Here is a 23,283-nt window from a genome sequence, read left to right on the forward strand (position 1 = left end):
TCTCTATGAAGCCGCGCAACGACAAACAACTGGTAGTCGGGCTCGACATCGGCACCTCCAAGGTGGTGGCGATCGTCGGCGAGTACGAGCCGGGCGAACCGATCACCGTGATCGGCATCGGCACGCACGTATCGCGCGGCATGAAGCGCGGTTCCGTGGTGGACATCGAATCCACCGTGCACTCGATCCAGCGCGCCGTCGAGGAAGCCGAGCTGATGGCCGGCTGCGACATCCGCTCGGTATACGCGTCGATTTCCGGCAGCCATCTGGAAACCCGCAACTCGCACGGCAACGCGGCGATCCGTGACCGCGAGGTCACCGCCGCCGACCTGGAGCAGGTGCTGGAAGCGGCCAGTGCCGTGGCGATCCCCGCTGACCGCAAGGTGCTCTACAAGGAGTCGCAGGAATACCGCATCGACGGCCAGGACGGCATCCGCTCCCCGGTCGGCATGAGCGGCGTGCGGTTGGAGGCCAATGTGCATCTGGTCACCGGTGCAGCCGCCGCGGTGCAGAACATCTCCAAGTGCATCCAGCGCTGCGGGCTGACCGTGGACGAGCTGGTGCCCTCGGCGCTGGCCAGTGCCAAGGCCGTGCTGACCGACGACGAGCGCGAGCTGGGCGTGTGCCTGGTCGACATCGGCGCCGGTACCACCGACATCGCGATCTATACCCAGGGCTCGATCCGCTACACCGCCTCGCTGCCGGTGGGCGGCGACCAGGTCACCAGCGACATTGCCTACGGCGTGCACACGCCGACCGCCCACGCGGAAGAAATCAAGATCAAGTACGCCTGCGCGCAGACCGGGCTGGCGCATGCCGAGGAAACCATCCAGGTGCCCAGCGTCGGCGATCGCCCGCCACGCCGCCTTGCGCGGCAGTCGCTGGCGCAGAGCGTGCAGGCGCGTTACGAGGAAATCTTCGAGATGGTGCAGGACCAGTTGCGCCGCTCCGGTTACGAAAGCCTGGTGGCGGCCGGCGTGGTGCTGACCGGCGGCGCTTCCAAGATGGAAGGCGCGCTGGAACTGGCCGAGGAGATCTTCCACAAGATGGTGCGCATCGGCGTGCCGCAGCAGATCGATGGCCTTGGTGAAGTCGTTTCCAGTCCGCTGCACGCCACCGGCGTGGGTCTGCTGCTGCATGGCGCGCGCGCCGGCGGCATGCGGATGGGTGGACCGGTGGGCGGCAGCGTCGGCGGCCTGGTCGGCAAAGTGCGCGGCTGGCTGACCCGGAATTTTTGAGAACACGGTTTCGGGCGACGCAGGAAGCGTTGCCCAGGGCGGAGGGATATCCGCCCACCACCATGGACCGACAGGAGTCGTCATCCATGGTTAAAACGACAACAACTCTACGGAGGACGGGAAATGTTTGAATTGATTGAAAAACTCGCACCCAATGCAGTCATCAAGGTGATTGGCGTGGGCGGTGGCGGCGGCAACGCCGTGGCGCACATGTTGAACTCCAACATCGAAGGCGTCGAATTCGTCGTCGCCAATACCGATGCGCAGGCGATGACCAGCTGCGGCTCGCGGACCCACCTGCAACTCGGTGGCAACGTGACCAAGGGCCTTGGCGCCGGTGCAAACCCCGAAGTGGGCCGTCAGGCCGCGCTGGAGGATCGCGAACGCATCGAGGCGATGCTGGAAGGCGCCGACATGGTGTTCATCACCGCCGGCATGGGCGGCGGCACCGGTACCGGCGCGGCGCCGGTGGTGGCCCAGCTGGCCAAGGAAAAAGGCATCCTCACCGTGGCCGTGGTGACCAAGCCGTTCCCGTTCGAGGGTCGTCGGCGCATGCAGGTCGCCCTGAAAGGCATCGAGGATCTGCAGCAGCATGTGGATTCGCTGATCACCGTGCCGAACGAGAAGCTGCTCAGCGTGCTGGGCCGCGAAGTGACCTTGCTCAACGCGTTCAAGGCGGCCAACGACGTGCTGCAGGGCGCCGTGCAGGGTATTGCCGACCTGATCACGGCCCCGGGCCTGATCAACGTCGACTTTGCCGACGTGCGTACAGTCATGTCCGAAATGGGTCTGGCGATGATGGGTTCGGGCACCGCTCGCGGTGATGACCGCGCCCAGGCGGCGGCCGAGGCGGCGATCAAGAACCCGCTGCTGGAAGACGTCAACCTCAACGGCGCCTGCGGCATTCTGGTCAACGTCACCGCCGGCCCGAACCTCACCATGCGTGAATTCGACGAAATCGGCCGGATCATCCATGACTTTGCCAGCGAAGACGCTACCGTGGTGATGGGTACCTCGCTCGACCCGGAAATGAAGGACGACGTTCGCGTCACCGTGGTCGCCACCGGCCTCAACCGCGCGATGGCCTCGCGTCAGCAGCCGCCGATTCGCATGGTGGAAACCACCCAGCAGGTGCAGATGCGCCCGCGTCCGGTGGTGCTGCGCACGGGCACCGGCAACGAAGTGGTCGACTACGCCCAGCCTGAGGTGGTGCACGCCCCGCAGAGTCGGACGGAGTCCGCGCCGCCGGCCAAGCAGGCCGAGCCGGGCTTCGACTATCTGGACATTCCCGCGTTCCTGCGACGTCAGGCCGACTGAGCAAGGTGACGCTCGGCAGGCTGTTCCATGACCGGAAGGTTCGGTCGAGGAGTTGTGAAAAGTATTGAACAAACCCGCGTTGCGCCGGTCTTTCCTTGGATCGTGCCGCGTCGTCCACCCGGGCGGCCCGGCCAGGCCGGGTCTTCGGGGCAGGCTTTGCGCAGGTTTCACGATGCTTTTGCCGTTCGTTTGCCGTTTTCGTTCCAAGACTGTGCGTCAGGATGATGCACGGCCCGCCGCCACGCGTTCATGGTGATGGCGGGTCCGATACCCCGTGCCGGATTCCCGTCCCAGGCACGGGGTGTCGTGTCCCACGCCGTTCCCGTCGGGAAACAAAGGCATGGATACCCGGCCACTCAGGGATGAAGGAACCATGAAGCTTAATCAGACTGTACGGTACGGTTTGCTTTTATCGCAGGTTAAAACTGTGTTAGCATCCGCCCCTGATTGGCTGCTGCCTACACAGGTACCAACAAAAATGATCAAGCAGCGTACCCTCAAGAACATCATCCGGGCGACCGGTGTTGGCCTGCACACCGGCGACAAGGTCTACATGACCTTGCGTCCTGCGGCGCCAAATACCGGCATCGTGTTTCGCCGGGTCGATCTCGATCCGCCGGTGGACATCCGCGCTCGTGAAGACCACGTCGGCGACACCCGGCTTTCGACCACCCTGATCAACGGCGACGTCCGCGTCTCCACGGTCGAGCATCTGCTCTCGGCCATGGCGGGTCTGGGCATCGACAACGCGTATGTCGATCTTTCCGCGCCGGAAGTGCCGATCATGGACGGCAGCGCCGGTCCGTTCGTCTTCCTGCTGCAGTCTGCCGGCATCGAAGAACAGAACGTGGCCAAGCGCTTCATCCGCATCAAGAAGCCGGTGAAAGTGCAGGAAGGCGACAAGTGGGCCAAGTTCGAGCCGTTCGAAGGGTTCAAGGTCGGCTTCTCGATCGACTTCAACCATCCGATCATCAGCCAGCGCACCTCGCGCGCCGAGATCGACTTCTCCACCACCTCCTTCGTCAAGGAAGTGAGTCGCGCCCGGACCTTCGGTTTCATGCGCGACATCGAAATGCTGCGTGAACACAACCTGGCGCTGGGTGGCTCGATGGACAACGCGGTCGTGCTCGATGACTACCGCGTGCTCAACGAAGACGGCCTGCGTTACGAGGACGAGTTCGTCAAGCACAAGATCCTCGATGCCATTGGCGACCTGTACCTGCTCGGCCACAGCCTGATTGGCGCCTACCACGCGCACAAGTCGGGTCATGAGCTCAACAACAAGTTGCTGCGCACGCTGATGGCTGATGCTTCGGCTTGGGAAGAAGTGACGTATCACGAGGATCCGGCTGTTTCGCCGATCTCCTACGCCCATCCCGCGCAGGCCATCTGAGCCGCCAGCCGAACCCATTGCGGTTTGTCCGGATCAACGGTCGTGTCGAGAGACACGGCCGTTTTTTTTGTGACGAAGATCCCGCTTTGGCCGGGCGTGGCTTCACGGTCCGGACACATCCGCATTTATCCCTTAACAAAAGCCGTGCTATAAACCTTCACACCGAATTGACGGGCAGCACTTCAGTCCGTGTCGGGAACAGGGGAATCAGCGGTTTCGGCGAGGGACGCCAGCTCAAGGAACAGAGTCCGCAATTCGGGGTCTGTGAATGACGCGGCGGCCGCCACCAAGTGGGCGGCAGCGGCAGGCGAAAGCGGTTTTGACCGATCCGGCGGTGTTGCGGCTGGCGGTTGGGGGACCACTTTCACGGTGACTGAACTGGCGCGCGTGCCAATGGCGTGTGCGGCGGCAAGGATTTGTGTCTGCATCAACCGCAGGCGCGAGGCCCAGCCCGGTGAAGATGCCAGAAAGACGAGGCGGTCGTAGCGCAGGTCGGCGAATCTCACCTGCTCGCGCAACGGCGATGGCAACGTCTGGCGCAATGCGCGATCCAGCGCTTCCAGCGAAGCGGCCTTGCGGGCCAGCGTCGCGAAGGAGCCGCAATCGACAAGGGACCTTGGTCCGTTGTCCCTGCGGCGGGAAGTGGCCGGCGGAGCGCGTTGCATGGTGCCGAAATTCGATCTTGGAAAGACATGCAAATCATACTCGTATCACGTGCTCGCAAACTGCCGCAAACCCTTGATCTGGCAAATCGGCGCTTGCGCTGGAAGCTGTTCGGGGTAGTCTCGGTGGCGGTGCTGGGGTGCATGAGTGCCGGAGTGGCGCTTGCGCTGCTGGTGGCCAGTCCGAAAGACCGCTCCCTTGCCGAGATCCAGACGCTGCAGCATGAAATCCGGCAGCAGAAGGCGCAATTGGGCGGAGTGCGCGAAGATGCGCAGCGAGGACTGGACGCGCTGGCCGTGAAGCTTGGTCAGTTGCAGGCGCAGTCGACCCGCCTGAACGCGTTGGGCGAGCGTCTGGCTGAAGTCGGCAAGCTCGATGATGGCGAATTCAACTTCGACCAGCAGCCGGCGGTGGGTGGCGTGGAAGACGCCAGCGGCACCGCGTATGCGCTGCCGCCTGCGCTGGACAACAGCATCAACCAGCTGGCGACCCAGTTTGATCGCCAGCAGGCGCAATTGTCGGCGCTGCAGAGTCTGCTGCTGGACGCAAAGATCGAGTCGAACCTGAAACCCACCGGCATGCCGGTGCCGGGCTACATTTCCTCCTATTTCGGTGTTCGCGCCGATCCGTTTGATGGCCATTCCGCGCGGCATACCGGCATCGACATCTCCACCCCGCTGGGCACCGCGGTGCACACCGTGGCCGAGGGCATGGTGACCTTTGCCGGGGTACGCAGTGGCTATGGCAACGTGGTCGAGATCGATCATGGCAATGGCTACATGACCCGTTATGCGCATAACAGCGCGCTCGAGGTCCGCCCTGGCCAGCATGTTCAGGTGGGGGATGTGATTGCCAGGGCCGGCTCCACCGGCCGCTCCACCGGTTCACACGTGCATTTCGAAGTCTGGTACGACGGCCGCGTGGTCAATCCGCTGGCATTCGTGCGCAATCACCGCTGATCAACGCTTCGGCACGGAGCGGTGGCTCCCTTGAATCAGGTGCTGAGCGGCGCCATTCAGTAAAGCGGCGGCACGCCCTTGTGCCCCGAATCAGCGCCAGCCCTGCCTGACGGGCGGTGCCAGGTGGGCATGTAGTAACATGACCGATTGGCCCGCACCTGATGTGGGCGTTTCATTCCCCAACCCGGAAAATCGATGTTCAATCGTGCCCTGACGAGCCTGTTTGGTAGCCGCAACGAACGCGTGCTGCGCCAGATGTCCAAGAGCGTCAACCGCATCAATGCGCTGGAGCCCGAGTTCGAAAAGCTGAGTGACGACGAGCTGCGAGGCAAGACCGACGAGTTCAAGCAGCGCGTGGCCGCTGGCGAGTCTCTCGAAAAGCTGTTGCCCGAAGCCTTCGCGGTCGTGCGCGAGGCGGCCAAGCGCACTTTGGGCATGCGTCATTACGACGTGCAGATGATCGGTGGCATGGTGCTGCACCAAGGCAAGATCGCCGAGATGCGCACCGGCGAGGGCAAGACCCTGGTCGGTACGTTGCCGGTCTACCTCAACGCATTGGCCGGCCAGGGCGTGCACGTGGTCACCGTGAATGACTATTTGGCGCGACGCGACTCGGCGCAGATGGGCAAGCTGTACAACTTCCTCGGCCTGAAGGTCGACGTGGTGTACCCGGGGATGGATCACGCGGACAAGCACGCCGCGTATGCGGCCGACATCACCTACGGCACCAACAATGAATTCGGCTTTGACTACCTGCGCGACAACATGGCGCTCAGCAAGGAGCAGCGCTACCAGCGCGGCCTGCATTACGCCATCGTCGACGAGGTCGACTCGATCCTGATCGACGAGGCGCGCACGCCGCTGATCATTTCCGGTCCCGCCGAGGATTCCCCGGAGCTCTACATCGCGGTGAACAAGATCGTGCCGCAGATGATTCGCCAGACCGCAGAAGACGGTGAGGGTGACTACTGGGTCGACGAAAAGCAGAAGCAGGTGCATCTGTCCGAGGCGGGCATGCAGCACGCCGACGAACTGCTCCGTGCCGCAGGCGTCATCGATGAAGACAGTGGCCTGTACGACTCCAAGAACCTTGCCGTGGTCCATCATCTGAACGCTGCGCTGCGTGCCAATGGCATCTACCAGCGCGACGTCGACTACATCGTGCGCGATGGCGAAGTGATCATCGTCGACGAATTCACCGGACGCACGCTGGCCGGCCGACGCTGGTCCGACGGCCTGCATCAGGCGGTTGAGGCGAAGGAAGGCATGCCGATCCAGCGCGAGAACCAGACGCTGGCGACGGTAACGTTCCAGAATCTGTTCCGCATGTACAAGAAGCTGGCCGGCATGACCGGCACGGCCGACACCGAGGCGTTCGAGTTCCAGAGCATCTACGGCCTGGAGGTGGTGGTGATTCCCACCCACAAGCCGATGATCCGCAAGGACAACCCGGACATGATCTTCCTGTCGCAGACACCGAAGTACAACTCGGTGATCGAGGACATCAAGGATTGCCACAAGCGGGGCCAGCCGGTATTGGTCGGCACCACCTCGATCGAGGTGTCCGAGCTGCTCTCCGGCCTGCTGACCAAGGCGGGCGTGGTGCACGAAGTGCTGAACGCCAAGCAGCATGAGCGCGAAGCTCATATCGTGGCCCAGGCCGGCGCGCCGGGGCAGGTCACCATTGCCACCAACATGGCCGGTCGCGGTACCGACATCGTGCTCGGCGGCAGCCTCGAAGTGGCGTTGGCGGCACTGCCGGAAGGCGCCAGTGACGTCGACCGTGCCCGCGTCAAGGCGGAATGGAAGAAGCTTCACGAGCAGGTGCTGGCCGCCGGTGGCTTGCACATCATCGGCACCGAGCGGCACGAATCGCGGCGCATCGACAACCAGCTGCGTGGTCGCTCCGGCCGCCAGGGCGACCCGGGTTCGTCGCGCTTCTACCTGTCGCTGGAAGACAACCTGCTGCGCATCTTCGGCGGTGAAGGCCTGGTGCGCTGGATGAAGCGCTTCGGCATGAAGGACGACGACGCGCTGGAAGATCGCATGATCAGCCGGCAGATCGAAAAGGCCCAGCGCAAGGTCGAGCAGCACAACTTCGACATCCGCAAGCACCTGCTGGAATTCGACGACGTCGCCAACGACCAGCGCAAGGTGATCTACCGCCAGCGCGACGAATTGCTCGACGGCGAGGAAGTGCAGGCGACTGTGGCCGACATCCGCGATGACGTGGCGCAATCCATGGTGCGTGCCTACGTGCCGGATGAGAGCATCGACGATCAGTGGGACTTGGCCGGTCTTGATCGCGAGCTGGAAAGCGAGCTGGGCCTGTCACTCGATCTGAAGCACTGGATCGAGCAGCAGCAGGAGATCGACGCGAAAATGATCCTCGAGCACGTGCATGGCGCGGTGAACGAGTTGTTTGCGGCGAAGGAGGCACAGATCGGCTCCGAGACCATGCGTCAGCTCGAGAAGCACATCATGCTGACGGTGGTGGACAACGCCTGGAAGGATCACTTGGCAAGCATGGACTACCTGCGCCAAGGCATCTATCTGGTGGGTTACGCGCAGCAGGATCCGAAGCAGGCGTTCAAGCGCGAGTCGTTCAAGCTGTTCTCAGCGATGCTTGACCGCATCAAGTCCGAAGTGATCCAGATGCTGGCGCGCATCCGCGTCCGCAGCGAAGAGGAAGTGGCCGCGATGGAGGCCGAGCAGCAGCGCCTTGCCGATCGGCTGCAGCAGCAGATGCTGGCTTCCGGTGGCGGTGCGCCGCCGGCGGGTGCCTTCAATGGCGAGCCGAACGATGCCTCGGCGGCGGGCCTTGGTACCCAGATGGCACAAGCGTCGGATGGCCCCAAGGTCGGCCGCAACGAATTGTGCCCCTGCGGCTCCGGCAAGAAGTACAAGCACTGCCACGGTCAGCTCGCCTGAGCGCGAAGAGCAGGGGTGACTGAAGAGGAATGAGAAAGGGAGGAAGCCGAACAGCCTTCTCACTATTCACTCCTCTTCGTTCACTTCCTGCTGTTCAGTCTTCGCCGCCTGGTGGGCGCGTTCGGTGAGGTTCCGCGTCGATCGTGATGTAGCGAGGCTCGTCGCCATCCAGTTGCAGGGCGGTAAGCTGTCCGCCCCATACGCACCCGGTGTCGATCGCGTGCACGCCCAGTCCGGCGAAGCGGCCCAGCGCCGACCAGTGACCGCAAACAATGCGGGTATCGCGCCGCCGCATGCCCGGCACCGAGAACCATGGATACAGCCCCGGCTTCTGCGAACCGGGCATGCCCTTCGCGTCGAAGTCAATGCGCCCGTTGACGTCGCAATAGCGCATGCGGGTGGTTGTGTTGATGGTCGCGCGGAGGCGGTCCAGTCCCTGCAGGCGGCTGGACCACACGGCTGGACGATTGCCGAACAGATTGCGCAGCAGGCGCGGATGACGGGGACTGGATAGTTCGCGCTCCACGTCCTGGGCGGCACGCAGCGCCTGTCGCAGCGTCCACATCGGTGCCAGGCCGGCGTGCACCATGGTCCAGTTGAGCTTCTCGTCGTGGTGCACCAGTTTCTGCGAGCGCAGCCACTCGAACAGCACGGGGGCATCGTCGGCGAACAGTACCTCGCGCAACTCGGGATTGACCCGCGCTTGCGCTTCCGGACGTCGCTGGGAAATCGCCAGCAGGCTGAGATCGTGATTGCCCAGCGTGATGATGCTGGACTCACGCAGGCTGTGGATCAGCCGCAGGGTGTCGAGGGATTGGCCTCCGCGATTGACCAGGTCGCCGCAGAACCACAACTGGTCCTGCGCCGGATCAAAACGCAGTTTCTCAAGCAGGCGTTGCAATTCGGGATAGCAGCCCTGCACGTCGCCGATTGCGTACGTCGCCATGTCAGTCCCTGACCATCAATGCAGCGTACGCGGGATGGACAGCGTGAACGTCGGGATCGGCGCCTCGAACTCCGTGCCATCATCGGCCAGCATCTGGTAGCTGCCGCCCATGGTGCCTACCGGCGTTTCCAATACGGCGCCGGAGGTATATTCGAAATCATCACCAGGACGCATCCACGGCTGCTCACCCACCACGCCGTCACCGGTGACTTCTTCCACCTTGCCGTTGGCGTCGGTGATCATCCAGCGGCGCGCGAGCAGGCGCGCCGGCATCGCTCCGGCATTGCGCAGCGTGACGGTATAGGCGAAAACATAGCGGTTGTCGCCGGGCTTCGACTGGTCCGGAACAAAGCGGGTCTGGACCTGCACATCGATCGTGTAGGAGGGCTTTTCAGTCATGCGGTGATTGTACGGCCTGCCGCCACGCTTGGGTGGCGTTGCGCCGAACGTGTTGGATCAACGACTGCCGTACACCTTGGCCAGGCGCACGAAATCGGCGGGAGAAAGCGTCTCCGCGCGCGCGCGCGGATCGACATCCGCACTGCGTATCGCGTCGGAATCGAGCAATTGGCCAAGCGCGTTGGACAACGTCTTGCGCCGCTGTCCGAACGCGGCTTTGACGACGCTGTAGACGTGCTCGGGACGTGCGTCGTGCAGATCTTCCGGCGGAAGTGGCACCAGCCGGACCACGGCCGAGTTCACCTTCGGCGGCGGGCGGAAGGCTTCCGGCGGCACTTCGAAAAGCGGCTCCACCCTGCACGCCAGTTGCAGCATGACCGATAGCCGTCCATACGTCTTGCTGCCGGGCTCGGCCGCCATCCGGTCGACCACTTCCTTCTGCAGCATGAAGTGCATGTCCTGGATCGCGGCAGCGTGTTCGACGCAGTGGAACAGGATCGGGCTGGAGATGTAATAAGGCAGGTTGCCGGCGATGCGCAGACGGGGAACGCCATGGCTGTGCGCCATCGCGCTGAAGTCCACCTTCAAGACATCGGCATGCACGATGTGCAGCTCGCCGGCGCTGGCCGCGCGCGCCTGCAGACCGGGAATCAGGTCGGTGTCCAGTTCGATCGCGGTGAGCTTGCCTGCTGCGGCGAGCAGGGGCAGGGTCAATGCACCCTCACCCGGACCGATCTCCACGATGAAGTCATCGGCGCGGGGGCGGATCGCGCTGACGATCCAGTCGATGTAGCGGCGGTCGTGCAGGAAGTGCTGGCCGAAGCTTTTCTTGGGGCGCGCGTTCATAAGGCAGAAACGAGTGGGGAGAAGTAAGGAGTGAGTGCGACGAGCGGGCTTTCAGTCACGCGCCGCCCCGGACCACTCGCTTTTGCGCTGCACGAGCGCCAACGCCATGTTCGCCGCCGCGATCAGGCTGGACGGATCGGCTTTGCCCGTGCCCGCCAGATCCAGCGCGGTGCCGTGATCGACCGACGTGCGAATGAACGGCAGGCCCAGGGTGAGGTTCACGGTACGGTCGAACGCTTCACTCTTCAGCACCGGCAGGGCCTGGTCGTGATACATCGCCAGCACGGCGTCGTAGTGCCGACGCTGGGCCGGCACGAACGCGGTGTCCGCCGGCAGGGGGCCGATCAACCGCATGCCCTCGCGGCGCAGAGCGTCCATGACGGGGATGATCGTGTCGATCTCTTCGTGTCCCAGGTGGCCGCCCTCGCCGGCATGAGGGTTCAGGCCAAGCACCGCAATGCGCGGCTCGGCCAATCCGAACTTCGCCTGCAGTTCCGCGTGCACGATGCGCAGCGTGCGAATCAGCGCGGCCGGGGTGATCGCCGCAGACACGGCGGCCAGCGGCAAGTGCGTCGTGGCCAGTGCCACGCGCAACTCGGGGCTTGCCAGCATCATCACCACATCGGCATGCGCGCGCTCGGCGAAAAATTCGGTATGTCCGCTGAAGCGGATTCCCGCGTCGTTGATCGAGGCTTTCTGCAGCGGCGCGGTGACCACGGCGGCATAGCGCCCGGCTTCGCAGCCGTCGGCTGCTTCACTGAGCGTGTCGAGCACGTGGCGGGCGTTGCGCGGATCGGGTCGACCGGGAACTTCATCGACAGCAAGCGGGATGTGCCGCACGCGCAGCACGCCCGGCGGGCGCTCGGTCGTGGCGGCGCCATCGTCATCGATCAGGGTGATTGCCGCCGAACAGCGTGACGCAGTGCGTTGCAGCAGGTGGCGGTCGGTGATCGCGACGAGGCTGGCTGGCAGCGAGGTGCCAGCCAGCCGGATCAACAGCTCCGGGCCGATGCCTGCCGGCTCTCCGGCAGTGACCGCGAGGCGGGGCAACGGCAGGGCTTTCAACTTCGTTTACGGCGTTTTGGCGGACTGATCGTCCGCGCTGCGAAGTTCGGGCACCAGGATGTCGACGTAGGCATTGGAGCGCAGGTCGCGCAGATAATCGTCGTAGGCCTGCTCGGACTTGCGCGTGCCGATGGCCTGGCGCGCCTGGTCGCGGGCGATCTGGACTGTCTGGTCACTCTGGCGCTCGCCCAGGCGCTGCAGGATGTGCCAGCCGGCATCGCTCTGGAAGGGCTTGGACACTTCATTGTCCTTCAACTGTCCCAACTGGGCTTCGATGGTCTTGCCCCAGGCATCTTTCGGGAACCAGCCCATGTCACCACCCAGGTTGGCCGACGTGTCGTCCTTCGAGTATTCCTTTGCCAGCTTGGCGAAGTCCTCGTGCTTGTCGACGATGCGTTGATACAGGTCCTGCGCCTTCTGCTCGGCCTGTGCCGGCGTCACCAGCTCGCTCGGGCGAATCAGGATCTGACGGGCATGCAGTTCGGTCACCATCTTGCGGCTGTTTTCACGCTGGCCCATCAGCTTGAGAATGTGAAAACCGGTGGGGCCGCGCAGCGCCGGGCTGACTTCGCCAGGCTTCATGGTGGCGATCGTGTCCGCAAAAGCGGGCGGGATTTCGTCCATCCGGCGCCAGCCGAGATCGCCGCCATCCAGTGCGTCCGACGCGTCGGAGTAACGGATCGCGGCCGCGTTGAAATCCATGCCGCCCTTGATCGCGGCCAGTGCTGCCTCGGCCTTGGCCTGGCTGGCCTGGATGGCGGCGGCGTCGCCACCGCTGGGAATGCTGATCTGGATGTGGGCCAGGTGCACTTCGCCGGCCTTGTAGGTCGGGCTGCTGAGCAGGTTGTCGATTTCGCTGTCGGTGACCGACACGGAATCCTGCACCACGCTCTGGTGCAGGCGCTGCACGGTGATCTGGTCGCCGATCTGCTCGCGGAAGGCGGCGAAGCTGGCACCGCTGCGCTCGACCTCGGCGCGCAATTGCTCGGGCGTGAGATTGTTCTGCTGGGCCACGCCCTGGATGGCCTGGTCGATGTCGGCTTGCGATACGCGGATGCCCTGGTCCTGCGCCTTCTGCACCTGCAGGTGCATCAGCACCAGTCGGTTGAGTACCTGCTGCTGCAGCACGTTCATCGGCGGCAATTGTTCGGTGTGGCCCGCATACTGCTGCTGCACCGACGCCACGGCGTCGTTCAGCTGGCTTTGCAGGATCACGTCATCGTTGACCACGGCGACGATCCGATCCAGCGGCTGGCTGGCCGGCGCGGCCGGGGTCACCAGCTGCGCGTGGGCCGGGAGCATGATCGCGAGCGCGAGCAGGAGGGATGCGAGGGTTTGCTTCATCAGTGGAAAGCCTGGTCGCCGCAGCGAATGTGTTTATTGATAGCCGAGAATATCACGGCGCAGCAGGGGGTCGATCTGGCCACCGGTGGAACCCAGTCCCTTGAACACCACTTCGAACATCACCGCGTTGTCCCGCCGATCGAGCTGGCCGGCCGTCGCGACCGGGCCAATGCCGTAATAAGCCTGATTGACGTAGCTGCGTCCCATCAGCCGCAGCGAGACGCAACAGCTGTCGTATTCCACGCCGGCCAGCGCGTCGACACTCTGGCGATCTTTCACCGAGTAAGTCCACGATCCGATCAGCCGCCAGCGTTCGGACACGGGGTAGACCACGGAGGCGCTGTATTGTTCCAGCAGTCCGAGACGGTAACGGTAGGAGAAGTTGAAGATGCCGTCCGTGCCGATCCGGCGCTGCAATTCCAGCATACCCATGTCGGTTTGGCGGGTGTTCGGGCTCCACTGATACGAACTGGCAAGACGCCAGCGATCGCTCAGCCGGATGTCGAGCTGTGCCACGTAATCCGAGCGGGCCCAGTCAACGGGAGGCACCACGCTGTTCTGGCCGTTCGGGAGTTGCACCCGCTGCGGGCTGAAATAGTGGATCTGGCCGATGCTGGCCGACAGTCGCTCCACACCACCCTCGTCGAGCAGGCGTGTGGTCAGCGCGGCGGTAAGGTTGTTCGCATCCATCTGCCGGTCGGCACCGGAGAAGCGGTTCGGCGAGAACAGTTGCCAATAGTCGAACGTCATCGCGTTGGTGTTGAACAGCGGCAGATCGTTCTGGTTGCGATAAGGCACGTACAGGTAGTAGAGCCGGGGTTCAAGCGTCTGCGTGTAGCTGTTGCCGAACAGCGTGGCATCCCGATCGAACACCAGGCCACTGTCCAGGCTGACCACGGGAAGCGCGCGGCTCGGCGACTTTTCCGTGAACGGGGTGCTCCCTCCGCTGCCCAGCAAACCGAAGTAGCCGTAGTTCTGGTAGCCGCCATCAAGCTGATAGGCGGTATAGCGATAGGCCACCTTCGGCCGCACAAACCAGGCCGAAGTGCCGAAATCGGCGGCCAGATAGGGATAGAGGTCTTCGCGTTGACCCTCGACATAGCCGTTCTTGCGGAACGCAGCTGCTTCGCTGTCCATGCCGAACTCCAGCCAGCGCGACAGCGGCACGTTCATGCTGAAATGCGCATAGGGCAACTGCTTGTACGGCAACCCGGCATCGGTGATGAACGGGTTGACGTTTTGATAGATCGTGCCGCCGACTGATGCGTTCCACCACTTGCCACCACCGACGATCGCGGCCGTGGAAGTCAGCGTATAGATCGCGCTATGACTCAGTGTGTCGCCGAAATCGTAGAGATAGCTGCTGTCCGACGCGTGATTGTACGAGCTGACGAATTGCCAGCCTTTCCACAGTTGCGTGCTGTCGGAGAACTGCACCATGTAGCGTGAATCGCCCTTGGTGTCGGCCAGGCCGTCGTTTTCCCCGTGATCCTTCGGCACGTACTGGAGGTTGAGCTGGCCCACGCTGCCCGGCACCAGATAGCGGAACTCGCCGCCCAGCAATACGCCACGCCCGCTGTAGTAGCGCGGATCGAGCGTGGCGTCGTAATTCGGCGCGAGGTTGAGATAGTAGGGCGTACTGATTTCGTAACCGGAGCGACCGCTGTGGCCGATGGTCGGATACAGGAAGCCGCTCTTGCGTCGATCGTCGATCGGGAAGCTGAAGTACGGCAGATACAGGAACGGCACCTTGCCCACGCGCATGGTGGCATTGCGTGCCACGCCGACCCCGTTGGCCTTGTCGATGGTGATCGACTTCGCACGGAATTCCCACACGTGATGGCCAACGTCGCAGGTGGAGTAGGTGGCCTGCGAATAACGGGTGTGCTGCGCGTCCAGCATCTGGCCCTGGCTCGCCGTGCCGTTGCCACGCGCATCGAGCAACTGATAGCGCACGTCGTTGGCAAGGCCATGGCTGGCGTTCGTGTTGCCGCGCATGTGCGAGGCGGCCAGCAGCTCCCCGGCATCCTGGTAGCGCACGTTGCCACGTGCATCGTAATCGGTGCTGTCGTTGTTGTAGTCGATGCGATCGGCTCGAAGCAGCTGATCGGCCCGCTCCAGCCGCACGTCACCACTCAGGTGGTAAACCGATTGGTTCGAACTGTCCACGTGCTGCGCCTGGACCTGGGTCGGACTGGTGTCGCGCAGGCTGCTGTCCCGCATCAGGGTCGGGTCATAGAATTCCAGCAAGGCGTTCGGCCGGCACATCGTGTAATCGAGCGGGCGCGGGGCGCAATGGAACGAACCCAGCGGGCAGGCCAGTTCGGCTTTTCCGGAGGCGTCGCCGGGGGCGTGATTCTGGCGGCTGCGGGCATCAGCCTGCCCGCCGATCAGGGCGAGTGCGGCGGCGACCGCCAACAGGCGGCGTGGAGGTAGCTTGCGCGTCACGGGGAATCTGCCGTCTTCGGAGGCTCGTTAAGCTAACAGAAAGCCCTCTCCGGCGGCAGATGGCAGTTCGCCCGGCAGGTCGGCAATTCAGCGTCGGGCAGATGGCAGGCCGAGCTGGGTGACGGCCGTCAATCCATCAATGCGCTGACATGCGCACTGCTGCTGGCTGCCAGCGCAGCCAGGTCGTAGCCGCCTTCCAGCGAGGAAACCAGCCGGCCGCCAGCGTGGGCGTCGGCCAGCGCCACCAGCCGCTCGGTGATCCACGCGTAGTCTTCGTTGCCCAGCCGGATATCCGCCAGCGGATCGTTGCGATGGGCATCGAAGCCGGCAGAGACCAGCACCAGTTGCGGCTTGAAGGCGTGCAGCCGGGGTAGCAGCACGCCATCCCACAGTTCGCGGAACTCGTGCGAGCCGGAACCCGGAGACAAGGTGCCATTGCAGATATTGCCCACGCCCCGCTCGTCCTCGTGGCCGCTGTCCGGATACAGCGGGGATTGATGACTGGAGACGAACAGCACGCGCGGCTCGCGCTCGAAAATGTCCTGCGTGCCGTTGCCATGATGCACGTCGAAATCCGCGATCGCCACGCGCTTCAGCCCGTGCACGGCCAGCGCATGGGCCGCCCCTGTCGCCATATTGTTGAACAGGCAGAAACCCATCGAGCGGTCGCGGGTTGCATGGTGACCGGGCGGCCGCACCGCGCAGAAGGCGCGTCGCGCGCTCCCACCAAGCACCGCATCCACCGCCGCCACCACTGCGCCGGCGGCACGCAACGCTGCTTCCGTGGAACCCGGCCCCATCACGGTATCCTGATCCAGGGCAAGCATCTCGCCTGCTGGCGCGCCGGTCATTACTTCCCTGACGTGGGCGGCATTGTGCACGCGCAACAGTTGCTCGTCCGTGGCCCGGGGCGCCTCGATCCGGTCCAGGGCGGCGAAACGATCGTGGTCCAGGGCTTGCAGCACCGCGCGCAAGCGTGACGGCCGTTCGACATGGCCCGGACCGGGATCGTGGTCCAGGCATGCCGGGTGCGTATACAGCCGCAACATGCGGCGCTCAGGCGGTCGGCTTGGGCTTGCGGCGGCGCTCGTGCTGCCACAGCACTTCGCCGTGGCCGCTGGCGCGCGCCAGCACACGCGAGATCACGAACAGCAGGTCCGACAGCCGGTTGAGATAGCGCTGCGGCTGGCCGCGGATGTCTTCCACCCGGGCCAGCGCGATCACCTCGCGTTCGGCGCGACGACACACGGTACGGGCCAGGTGACCGCAGGCAGCGGCCATGCCGCCACCCGGGAGGATGAATTCCTTCAACGCCGGCAGCGGTTCGTTGAGCTTGTCCAGGATCGATTCCAGCCGGTTGATGTCGCTGTCCTCGACCATTGCCATGCCCGGGATGCACAGCTCGCCACCCAGATCGAACAGGTCGTGCTGCACCTGGGTCAGTGCTTCGCGCACGTCGTCGGTAACGCCGTCGGCCGCCAGCACCATGCCGATCGTGCTGTTGAGTTCATCCACGGTGCCGTAAGCATTGACCCGCAGGGAATCCTTGCCTACCCGCGAGCCGTCGCCCAGACCGGTGCTGCCGTCATCGCCGGTACGGGTGTAAATCTTCGAAAGCCGGTTGCCCATGCCCGAACGTCAGTGGCTCAGGCCGGTCTGGTCGGCCTGCCCGAGCGAGCGAGCCAGCAAGACCACGCCGACGTGCAGCACGGCGCCGATGCCGACATACATCGCGGTGGTGGACAGGAACGGCAGGTACCAGTCGCCGAGGTTGACGAACCAGCTGCCGAAGTTGCGCGGCAGCGGCACGCTGGCGCTGAGCCAGTAGAAGCTGCCGTTGGAGATCAGGTAGCAGACCGTTTCGCTGACCAGCAGCGCGACAGCTGCCAGACCCAGGGTTGCCGGACGCAGGCCGAGCTGGTGGCGGGCCAGCCAGCTGCCGCCCAGCCACAACGCGCCGAAGTAGACCGGCATGAACCAGTAGGCCGGCGACACGCAGTAGTGGCTCCAGAAATCGAGGCCGGCGCCGGTGATCACGAAGAAGTCGACCAGCACCGCCTCGGCGATCAGCAGCGGAAATGCCCAGCGGGCGGAGCCGCGCAGCCAGAAGCCGGCAAGGAAAAACACGCCCCACGACGCGTCGGGCAGGGCACCGAAATGATGCATGCGGGTTGCCGCCATCACCACGGCCAGCAGCAGGAAGATGCCGATGCGTTGGTTCCGCGTCTTGGTCATGGGGGTACTCCGTGTAGGCGATTGGACAGACCGCTAGTCTAGCCCAAGGCGCCGCGCCACAGTCAGCAGCAGCGGGTATCATCGCCGGATGGACGTCTCCGAAAACCTTCCCGGCAGCGACGCCGGTGTACTGATCGTCGGCGGTGGTCTGGTCGGCGCCAGTCTGGCCATCGCGCTGGATCAGGCCGGCATGGCGGCGACCCTGGTCGAAACCGCCGCGCCACGGGCCGATGCCCAGCCCAGCTACGACGAACGCAACCTTGCGCTGGCCCGGGCCACCGTCAATGGCCTGGTCTCGATCGGGGTGTGGCGCCACGCCGTTGCCGGTGCCACGCCGATCCGGCACATCCATGTCAGCCGCGCGGGCGAGTTCGGCAGCGCCCGGATCAATGCCGCCAGCCAGGGTGTCGACGCGCTTGGCTGGACCCTGCCAGCGCGCGAACTTGGCGCGGCGCTGCTGCGCCGGCTGGACGAATGTACCCGTTTGACAAGGCTGGCACCGGCCACCTTGTCGGCCCTGCAGCCACTGGCCGACGGCTGGCGTGCGCAGATCACCACCGCCGATGGCGTGCGCGCGCTCGATACGCCGCTGCTGGTCGGAGCCGATGGCACGCACTCGTTCGTACGCGCGCAACTCGGCATTGACGCCGAGCATCACGACTACTGGCAAAGTCTGTTCGTCTGCACGGTCACGCCCGAGCGCGACCATGCCCATCGCGCGTATGAGCGGTTTTCCGATGAGGGTCCGATCGCCCTGCTGCCACTGGCCGAGCGCCGTTGCGGCCTGGTGCTTACCGTATCCAGCGACGAGACCGACGCGATCACTGCGCTGGATGACGCCGGTTTCCTCGAACTGGCGCAGCGCCGCTTCGGCTGGCGGCTGGGTCGGCTGAGTCGGCCGGGCAAGCGCCATCCGTATGCGATTCACCGCGTGGCCGCCAACCGGCTCACCGCGCCCCGCGCGGTACTGGTCGGCAATGCCGCGCAAACGGTGCATCCGATCGGCGCACAAGGCTTCAATCTGGGTCTGCGCGATGCGCTGACCCTGGCCGAACTGGTGGCTTCGGCCGCTGATCCGGGCGCCGCCGAGCTGTTGGCGCGTTATGCCGCGCGGCGGGCACCGGACCGCGAAGGCACCATGGCAATGAGCCACGGTCTGGTCCGGCTCGCCTGCCTGCCGCAACCGCTGCTGGCGCCGCTGCGCTCGCTGGCCTTGCTGGCCTGCGACCGATTGCCGCCACTGCAACGTGCGCTGGCACGGCGCGGCATGGGCTTTCGCGGTGAGCCGCCCGCCGCCGTGCTGGAGCGCCTGCCATGAATGCGTCAGCGCAGGACGTTTCCTCGCGCCGTCGACCGCCGGCGCTGGACGTGGCCGTGGTCGGTGGCGGCATGGCCGGCGCCGCTGCGGCGTTGGGATTGGCGCGTGCGGGATTCAGCACCGCACTGCTGGAGGCGCGTGCGCCCGCGGCATGGGATGCGCAGGCCGAAGTGGATCTGCGCGTGGTCGGACTGGCGCCGTCCTCCGTCGAACTGCTTGACGATCTTGGCGTGTGGACGTCCATTCGCGACGCTCGGGCCGCTCCGTACACGCACATGCATGTGTGGGACGCCGAAAGCGGTGCCTCGATCGACTTCGATGCCGCCAGTGAAGGACGTGACCGGCTCGGCTATATCGTCGAGAACAGCCTCGTCCAATCAACACTGTGGCAGGCCTTGCCGGCGGCTGGCGTGCGTTGCCTGTGTCCGGCCGAGGTGAGGGGTTTCGAAGCGCGCGAGGATCGCATCCAACTGGAGCTGGCGTCCGGCGAAGTGTTGTCCGCCGGACTGCTGGTGGCTGCCGATGGCGCCGCCTCGCCGCTGCGTCAGCTGGCGGGCATCGGCACCCGCGGGCGGGATTACGCACAGCGCGCAGTGGTGGCTCACGTGGCAACGGAGCGCTCGCACGAAAGCACGGCATGGCAGCGCTTCCTGCCGGGCGGACCGCTGGCAATGCTGCCGTTGGCCGATGGCCGCAGTTCGATTGTGTGGTCGCTGCCCGAGGCCGAGGCGCAACGTGTCCTGGCGCTGGATGACCAGGCCTTTCTCGACGAACTCGGCGTGGCCAGCGATTTCCGGCTGGGGCGAATCGTCGCCAGTACGCGGCGTGCCGGCTTCCCGCTGAAGCTGCAGCTGGCGCAGCGTTACCAGGCTGAGCGCTTCGTGTTGCTCGGCGATGCCGCGCATACCGTGCATCCGCTGGCCGGGCAGGGGGTCAACCTGGGCCTGCGCGATGTCGCCGAACTGAGCGATACGCTGACCGCGGCACGCCTTGCCGGCCGCGACATCGGCGCTGCGCACGTGCTGCGTCGCTACGCGCGCCGCCGGCGCAGTGGCGACACGCTGGATGCGCTGGGCTTTGATGCGCTGGCGCGCATCTATGCCGGGCAGTCGCCGGCGCTGGTGGCCGCGCGCGGCATCGGTGTGCGCCTGCTCGACCGCCTGTCGCCACTGAAGCGGCGCCTGTCGGAACACGCTGCCGGACTTTGAATTCTGATCCTCTCCCCGGCTTTCAGCAGGAGAGGGTCTGTCGACCCGACCGAGGATGGATCATGCGCATTGCCCGACTTTGCTGTCTGCTGTTGCTGGCTGGTTCAAGCTTCGCCGTGCAGGCGAAGATGGTTCATCGTCCGGTCGAATGGACACAGGCCGGCACGCGCTTCCACAGCGTGCTGGTCTACGACGATGCCTCCGCTGCGAAACGCCCGGGCCTGGTGATGGTGCCGAACTGGTATGGCATCAACGACGCGGCGGTGCAGAAGGCCGAGATGATCGCCGGCAAGGATTACGTGATCCTGCTGACCGACATGTACGGCGCCAGCGTACGGCCGCAACAGGGCAATGCCGCGCAGGCGCAGGCTGCGGTGAAGCCGCTGTACGGCGACCGCGCGCTGATGCGCAAGCGGATCAACCTGGCGCTGGATCAGCTCAAGGCGCAGGCGTCGAGCGCACCGATCGATCTGAACCAGCTGGGCGCGATTGGCTTCTGCTTCGGCGGCTCGGCGGTGCTCGACCTGGCCCGCAGTGGCGCCGATGTCGCGGCAGTGGTCTCGTTCCACGGCGGGCTGGACACCGACAATCCGGCGCTGGCGAAGCACATCAAGGCGCGCGTGCTGGCGATGAATGGCGCCGACGACAAGGGCACCATGCCGGACGCGGACAAGTTCATGGACGAGATGCGGATGAGTCCGGCCGACTGGCAGTTCGTGGTGATCGGTCACGCCGTGCATTGCTTCACCGAAGTCGGCGAGAACTCGCCCGGCTGCCGTTACGACGAACGTGCCGCCACGCGCAGCTATCGGCTGATGCATGACTGGCTGCGTGCGGCGTTTGCGGGTACGCCGTAGCTCTGTGGCAATCGTGGGCTTCGACAGGTGCGGCGGGCATTGCCCGCCGTGCGCAGCGTTTACGGACACGCGGCAACGCCGTTGCGGTCAATCCAGTTCGCGCCAATGCGCCGCGGAGCGGATGCAACCGAAAAGCGCGTATATCGAGCCCACGGTGAACAGGAATATGTACGTGTAATAGATCCAGAAAACGGTCGGCTGGAACGTCATCGACACGAAATGCTGAAAGCTGTGGTGTCTGTGCCCCATGAGGTCGGTGAAGTCATAGCCGTGACAGCGCTTGCCCATGCACTTCACCGCGCCGCAAGTCAACGTTCGGTATGACACGTACGCCAGCAGGCCGGCGGTCAGTGATGAGGCGAACAGTCCCAGCAAGACGCCACTGCGAAAGCCGACCATTACCTTGCGCGTTTGCCTGAAGCGGATCGCTTCGAAAGCGAGGCCCGCGCCTATGGTGGCAACACCAATGGCGACCATCACCCAGACAGGCAGCCGATCGGCGTCCCGGGCAATCCCGAACGCATGGAAGAGGTTGGCCATTTCTGGCGGAAGTGGTTGGGGCATGGGCCATCCCTGGGTTGGACGCGATCAGTCGGTGCCGTCGCGCTCGCGTACCGCGTCCATCGTCAACGCGGCCAGCTGGCGCAGGCGGCCGCCGCCGGCGTCGGCGAGCAGTTCCTTCAGGCGCGCACCAGCGTCATCCTGGTCGAGGCTGTGCCGCTCGGCCAGCGAGGCGGCGAGTGCGCGGCCCATCGAATCGAAGATGAGCGCATAGGCGAAGGCGTGCAGCACGCCGCCGCCCAGCGTGCCCAGGCCGGGGAACGCTTTGAGCGCGTTGCCGGCGACGGCCAGCACGATCGAACTGCCGGTGCGCAGGGTGAGTTTCGCCTGCTGCACGAAATCCTCGATCTGCACGTCGCTGACCTTCACGCCGTACAACTCGGCCAGCGCGCGGGTGAGGCCGGTGGCCAGCACGCCCTGGATGACCAGGTCGCTGCCGGGCGCCACCGCGGCCAGCGCGCCGACGATCGCGCGACGCGCGTATTTGCGCACGATGCGTTCGGCTTGTTCGGCGCGGGTGCGCGATTCGAGGGTGCCGGTGCGTTCATGCAGCCCGGCCAGCACCGCGTTTTCACGCAGGTTTTCCAAGCCTTCGGCGCCGGGGGCACTGAGCCGCTCCAGCGCTTGCAGCAAGGGCTCGATCGCGGGCTTGCGCTGGCGTTCCACTGATTCGTTGCTGCCGTCGGCCAGCTGGCGCTGGTAGCGCTCAACGCCGCCGGCACTGATTGCCAGCACCGCGCTGGCGATGCCGCGTGCGCGCGTGCGCAGGCGCTCCAGCAATTGCGACTGTTCCTGGTCGCTCCACTGGTCGGCCTTGTTCAGCACCAGCAGCAAGGGTTTGCCGAAGTCGGCGAGCCAGTGGAGTTCATCGACCTGGCCGCGATTGAGGTCGCCGGCACACAGATAGACCACGGCGTGCGCCCGCAACGCTTCGTCGCGGGCGAGGGCTTCGTGCGCTTCGCCACCGGACTCGCGACTGCCAGGCACATCCGCCAGCACCAGCGTGCGGCCGTCGGGGAGCAGGCCATCGTAGTGATCGACCATGCGAGTGGTGCCGCCGCGGGCATCACTGGCGACCTGGGCTTGCGGAGCCAGCGCGCGGATCAGGCTCGACTTGCCGGTGGATATTTCCCCAAACAGTGCCACGTAGACGCGTGCCGTTGCGCGACGTCGATCCAGTTCGCCGAGTTCGGCAGCCAGTGCGCCGGTGTCTGCCCCGTGTTCGCGCAATTGATGGATGCGTTGTTCCAGCGTGCCGCGATCGGGTGCCGGAACCGGCCGGCGTTTTCGGCGTGGGCGCAGCAACCACCACAGCACGCTCACGCCGGCCGCAGCGAAGATCAGAAGCGCACTGCCGAGGGTCCATTGCAGCCACGTGGGAAGAGTCAGGAAACGCTGTGCCAACGCCAGTGCGCGTTCGGCGGCCGCGAATAGCAGCCAGAGCAGGGCGGCCAGGGCCAGGGCAGTGAAAAGCAATCGCAGGCGTCGAGACATGGCCCATTCTAGCCAGCTTGCATGCACGTGCCGGCGCCGGAAGTTTCGCCTCCTGCCGGTG

20 protein-coding genes are annotated in these 23,283 nt (G+C 65.0%); 8 read left to right on the forward strand and 12 right to left on the reverse strand.

Annotated features, from left to right (window positions below; genetic code table 11):
• The first annotated feature begins 5 nt into the window (after nt 1-5).
• The 3 genes from ftsA to lpxC all read left to right on the forward strand — a co-directional run bounded on the left by ftsA (nt 6) and on the right by lpxC (nt 3,948).
• On the forward strand, nt 6-1,238 hold the full coding sequence (gene ftsA / locus ACVWWQ_RS08165; RefSeq protein WP_099652684.1) for a cell division protein FtsA: 1,233 nt from the start codon (nt 6-8) through the stop codon (nt 1,236-1,238).
• A gap of 123 nt (nt 1,239-1,361) precedes the next feature.
• Nucleotides 1,362-2,555 carry a cell division protein FtsZ gene (gene ftsZ / locus ACVWWQ_RS08170; protein WP_099652683.1) on the forward strand — a complete coding sequence of 398 codons (1,194 nt, stop codon included), beginning with the start codon at nt 1,362-1,364 and terminating at the stop codon, nt 2,553-2,555.
• A gap of 478 nt (nt 2,556-3,033) precedes the next feature.
• Nucleotides 3,034-3,948, forward strand: a complete 915-nt coding sequence (lpxC, locus tag ACVWWQ_RS08175; protein WP_133948205.1) for a UDP-3-O-acyl-N-acetylglucosamine deacetylase — start codon at nt 3,034-3,036, stop codon at nt 3,946-3,948.
• 182 nt (nt 3,949-4,130) lie between these two features.
• Here the strand turns inward: lpxC and ACVWWQ_RS08180 are convergent, their stop codons facing one another.
• Complete coding sequence (locus ACVWWQ_RS08180) at nt 4,131-4,613, reverse strand: DciA family protein (RefSeq protein WP_099652681.1); 483 nt, start codon at nt 4,611-4,613, stop codon at nt 4,131-4,133.
• A gap of 27 nt (nt 4,614-4,640) precedes the next feature.
• Here ACVWWQ_RS08180 and ACVWWQ_RS08185 point away from each other — a divergent pair, with 27 nt between their 5' ends.
• Together ACVWWQ_RS08185 and secA are read left to right on the forward strand one after the other, a co-directional pair.
• On the forward strand, nt 4,641-5,570 hold the full coding sequence (locus ACVWWQ_RS08185) for a M23 family metallopeptidase (protein WP_099652680.1): 930 nt from the start codon (nt 4,641-4,643) through the stop codon (nt 5,568-5,570).
• Nucleotides 5,571-5,765: 195 nt separating this feature from the next.
• Nucleotides 5,766-8,501: a preprotein translocase subunit SecA gene (secA, locus tag ACVWWQ_RS08190; protein ID WP_133948203.1), complete on the forward strand. Its 2,736-nt coding sequence runs from the start codon at nt 5,766-5,768 to the stop codon at nt 8,499-8,501.
• Nucleotides 8,502-8,595: 94 nt separating this feature from the next.
• Here secA and ACVWWQ_RS08195 read toward each other — a convergent pair whose 3' ends face one another.
• From ACVWWQ_RS08195 to ACVWWQ_RS08235, 9 genes are all read right to left on the reverse strand, one after another.
• Nucleotides 8,596-9,447 carry a symmetrical bis(5'-nucleosyl)-tetraphosphatase gene (locus ACVWWQ_RS08195; protein WP_133948201.1) on the reverse strand — a complete coding sequence of 284 codons (852 nt, stop codon included), beginning with the start codon at nt 9,445-9,447 and terminating at the stop codon, nt 8,596-8,598.
• A gap of 15 nt (nt 9,448-9,462) precedes the next feature.
• On the reverse strand, nt 9,463-9,846 hold the full coding sequence (gene apaG / locus ACVWWQ_RS08200) for a Co2+/Mg2+ efflux protein ApaG (RefSeq protein ID WP_099652677.1): 384 nt from the start codon (nt 9,844-9,846) through the stop codon (nt 9,463-9,465).
• 57 nt (nt 9,847-9,903) lie between these two features.
• A complete protein-coding gene (gene rsmA / locus ACVWWQ_RS08205; protein ID WP_133948199.1) occupies nt 9,904-10,692 on the reverse strand; it encodes a 16S rRNA (adenine(1518)-N(6)/adenine(1519)-N(6))-dimethyltransferase RsmA in 789 nt (262 codons plus the stop codon).
• A gap of 51 nt (nt 10,693-10,743) precedes the next feature.
• Complete coding sequence (pdxA, locus tag ACVWWQ_RS08210) at nt 10,744-11,748, reverse strand: 4-hydroxythreonine-4-phosphate dehydrogenase PdxA (protein ID WP_133949319.1); 1,005 nt, start codon at nt 11,746-11,748, stop codon at nt 10,744-10,746.
• 15 nt (nt 11,749-11,763) lie between these two features.
• Nucleotides 11,764-13,101 (reverse strand): peptidylprolyl isomerase, encoded by a 1,338-nt coding sequence (locus ACVWWQ_RS08215; RefSeq protein WP_099652675.1) that lies wholly within the window; start codon nt 13,099-13,101, stop codon nt 11,764-11,766.
• Between the two features lie 33 nt (nt 13,102-13,134).
• Nucleotides 13,135-15,549, reverse strand: coding sequence for an LPS assembly protein LptD (locus ACVWWQ_RS08220; protein WP_133948197.1), 2,415 nt, complete (start codon nt 15,547-15,549; stop codon nt 13,135-13,137).
• Between the two features lie 128 nt (nt 15,550-15,677).
• Nucleotides 15,678-16,598, reverse strand: coding sequence for a histone deacetylase family protein (locus ACVWWQ_RS08225; RefSeq protein WP_133948195.1), 921 nt, complete (start codon nt 16,596-16,598; stop codon nt 15,678-15,680).
• 7 nt (nt 16,599-16,605) lie between these two features.
• Entirely contained in the window at nt 16,606-17,178 is a 573-nt protein-coding gene (locus ACVWWQ_RS08230; RefSeq protein WP_133948193.1) for a cob(I)yrinic acid a,c-diamide adenosyltransferase, read from the reverse strand.
• Nucleotides 17,179-17,187: 9 nt separating this feature from the next.
• The gene (locus ACVWWQ_RS08235; protein ID WP_099652671.1) at nt 17,188-17,784 is read right to left on the reverse strand and encodes a hypothetical protein; all 597 of its coding nucleotides are present in this window, start codon (nt 17,782-17,784) and stop codon (nt 17,188-17,190) included.
• An 88-nt stretch (nt 17,785-17,872) separates the two neighbouring features.
• On the opposite strand from ACVWWQ_RS08235, the gene ubiH reads away from it, so the two are divergent.
• The 3 genes from ubiH to ACVWWQ_RS08250 all read left to right on the forward strand — a co-directional run bounded on the left by ubiH (nt 17,873) and on the right by ACVWWQ_RS08250 (nt 21,167).
• Complete coding sequence (gene ubiH / locus ACVWWQ_RS08240; protein ID WP_133948191.1) at nt 17,873-19,102, forward strand: 2-octaprenyl-6-methoxyphenyl hydroxylase; 1,230 nt, start codon at nt 17,873-17,875, stop codon at nt 19,100-19,102.
• Nucleotides 19,099-20,310 carry a UbiH/UbiF/VisC/COQ6 family ubiquinone biosynthesis hydroxylase gene (locus ACVWWQ_RS08245; RefSeq protein ID WP_133948189.1) on the forward strand — a complete coding sequence of 404 codons (1,212 nt, stop codon included), beginning with the start codon at nt 19,099-19,101 and terminating at the stop codon, nt 20,308-20,310. Before ubiH ends, ACVWWQ_RS08245 begins: the two co-directional genes overlap by 4 nt.
• A gap of 62 nt (nt 20,311-20,372) precedes the next feature.
• Entirely contained in the window at nt 20,373-21,167 is a 795-nt protein-coding gene (locus ACVWWQ_RS08250; protein WP_133948187.1) for a dienelactone hydrolase family protein, read from the forward strand.
• Between the two features lie 87 nt (nt 21,168-21,254).
• Here ACVWWQ_RS08250 and ACVWWQ_RS08255 read toward each other — a convergent pair whose 3' ends face one another.
• A complete protein-coding gene (locus ACVWWQ_RS08255) occupies nt 21,255-21,707 on the reverse strand; it encodes a hypothetical protein (protein WP_133948185.1) in 453 nt (150 codons plus the stop codon).
• A 48-nt stretch (nt 21,708-21,755) separates the two neighbouring features.
• Entirely contained in the window at nt 21,756-23,222 is a 1,467-nt protein-coding gene (locus ACVWWQ_RS08260; RefSeq protein WP_133948183.1) for a GTPase, read from the reverse strand.
• Nucleotides 23,223-23,283 lie beyond the last annotated feature (61 nt).

Source organism: Rhodanobacter sp. TND4EL1, assembly GCF_054061035.1.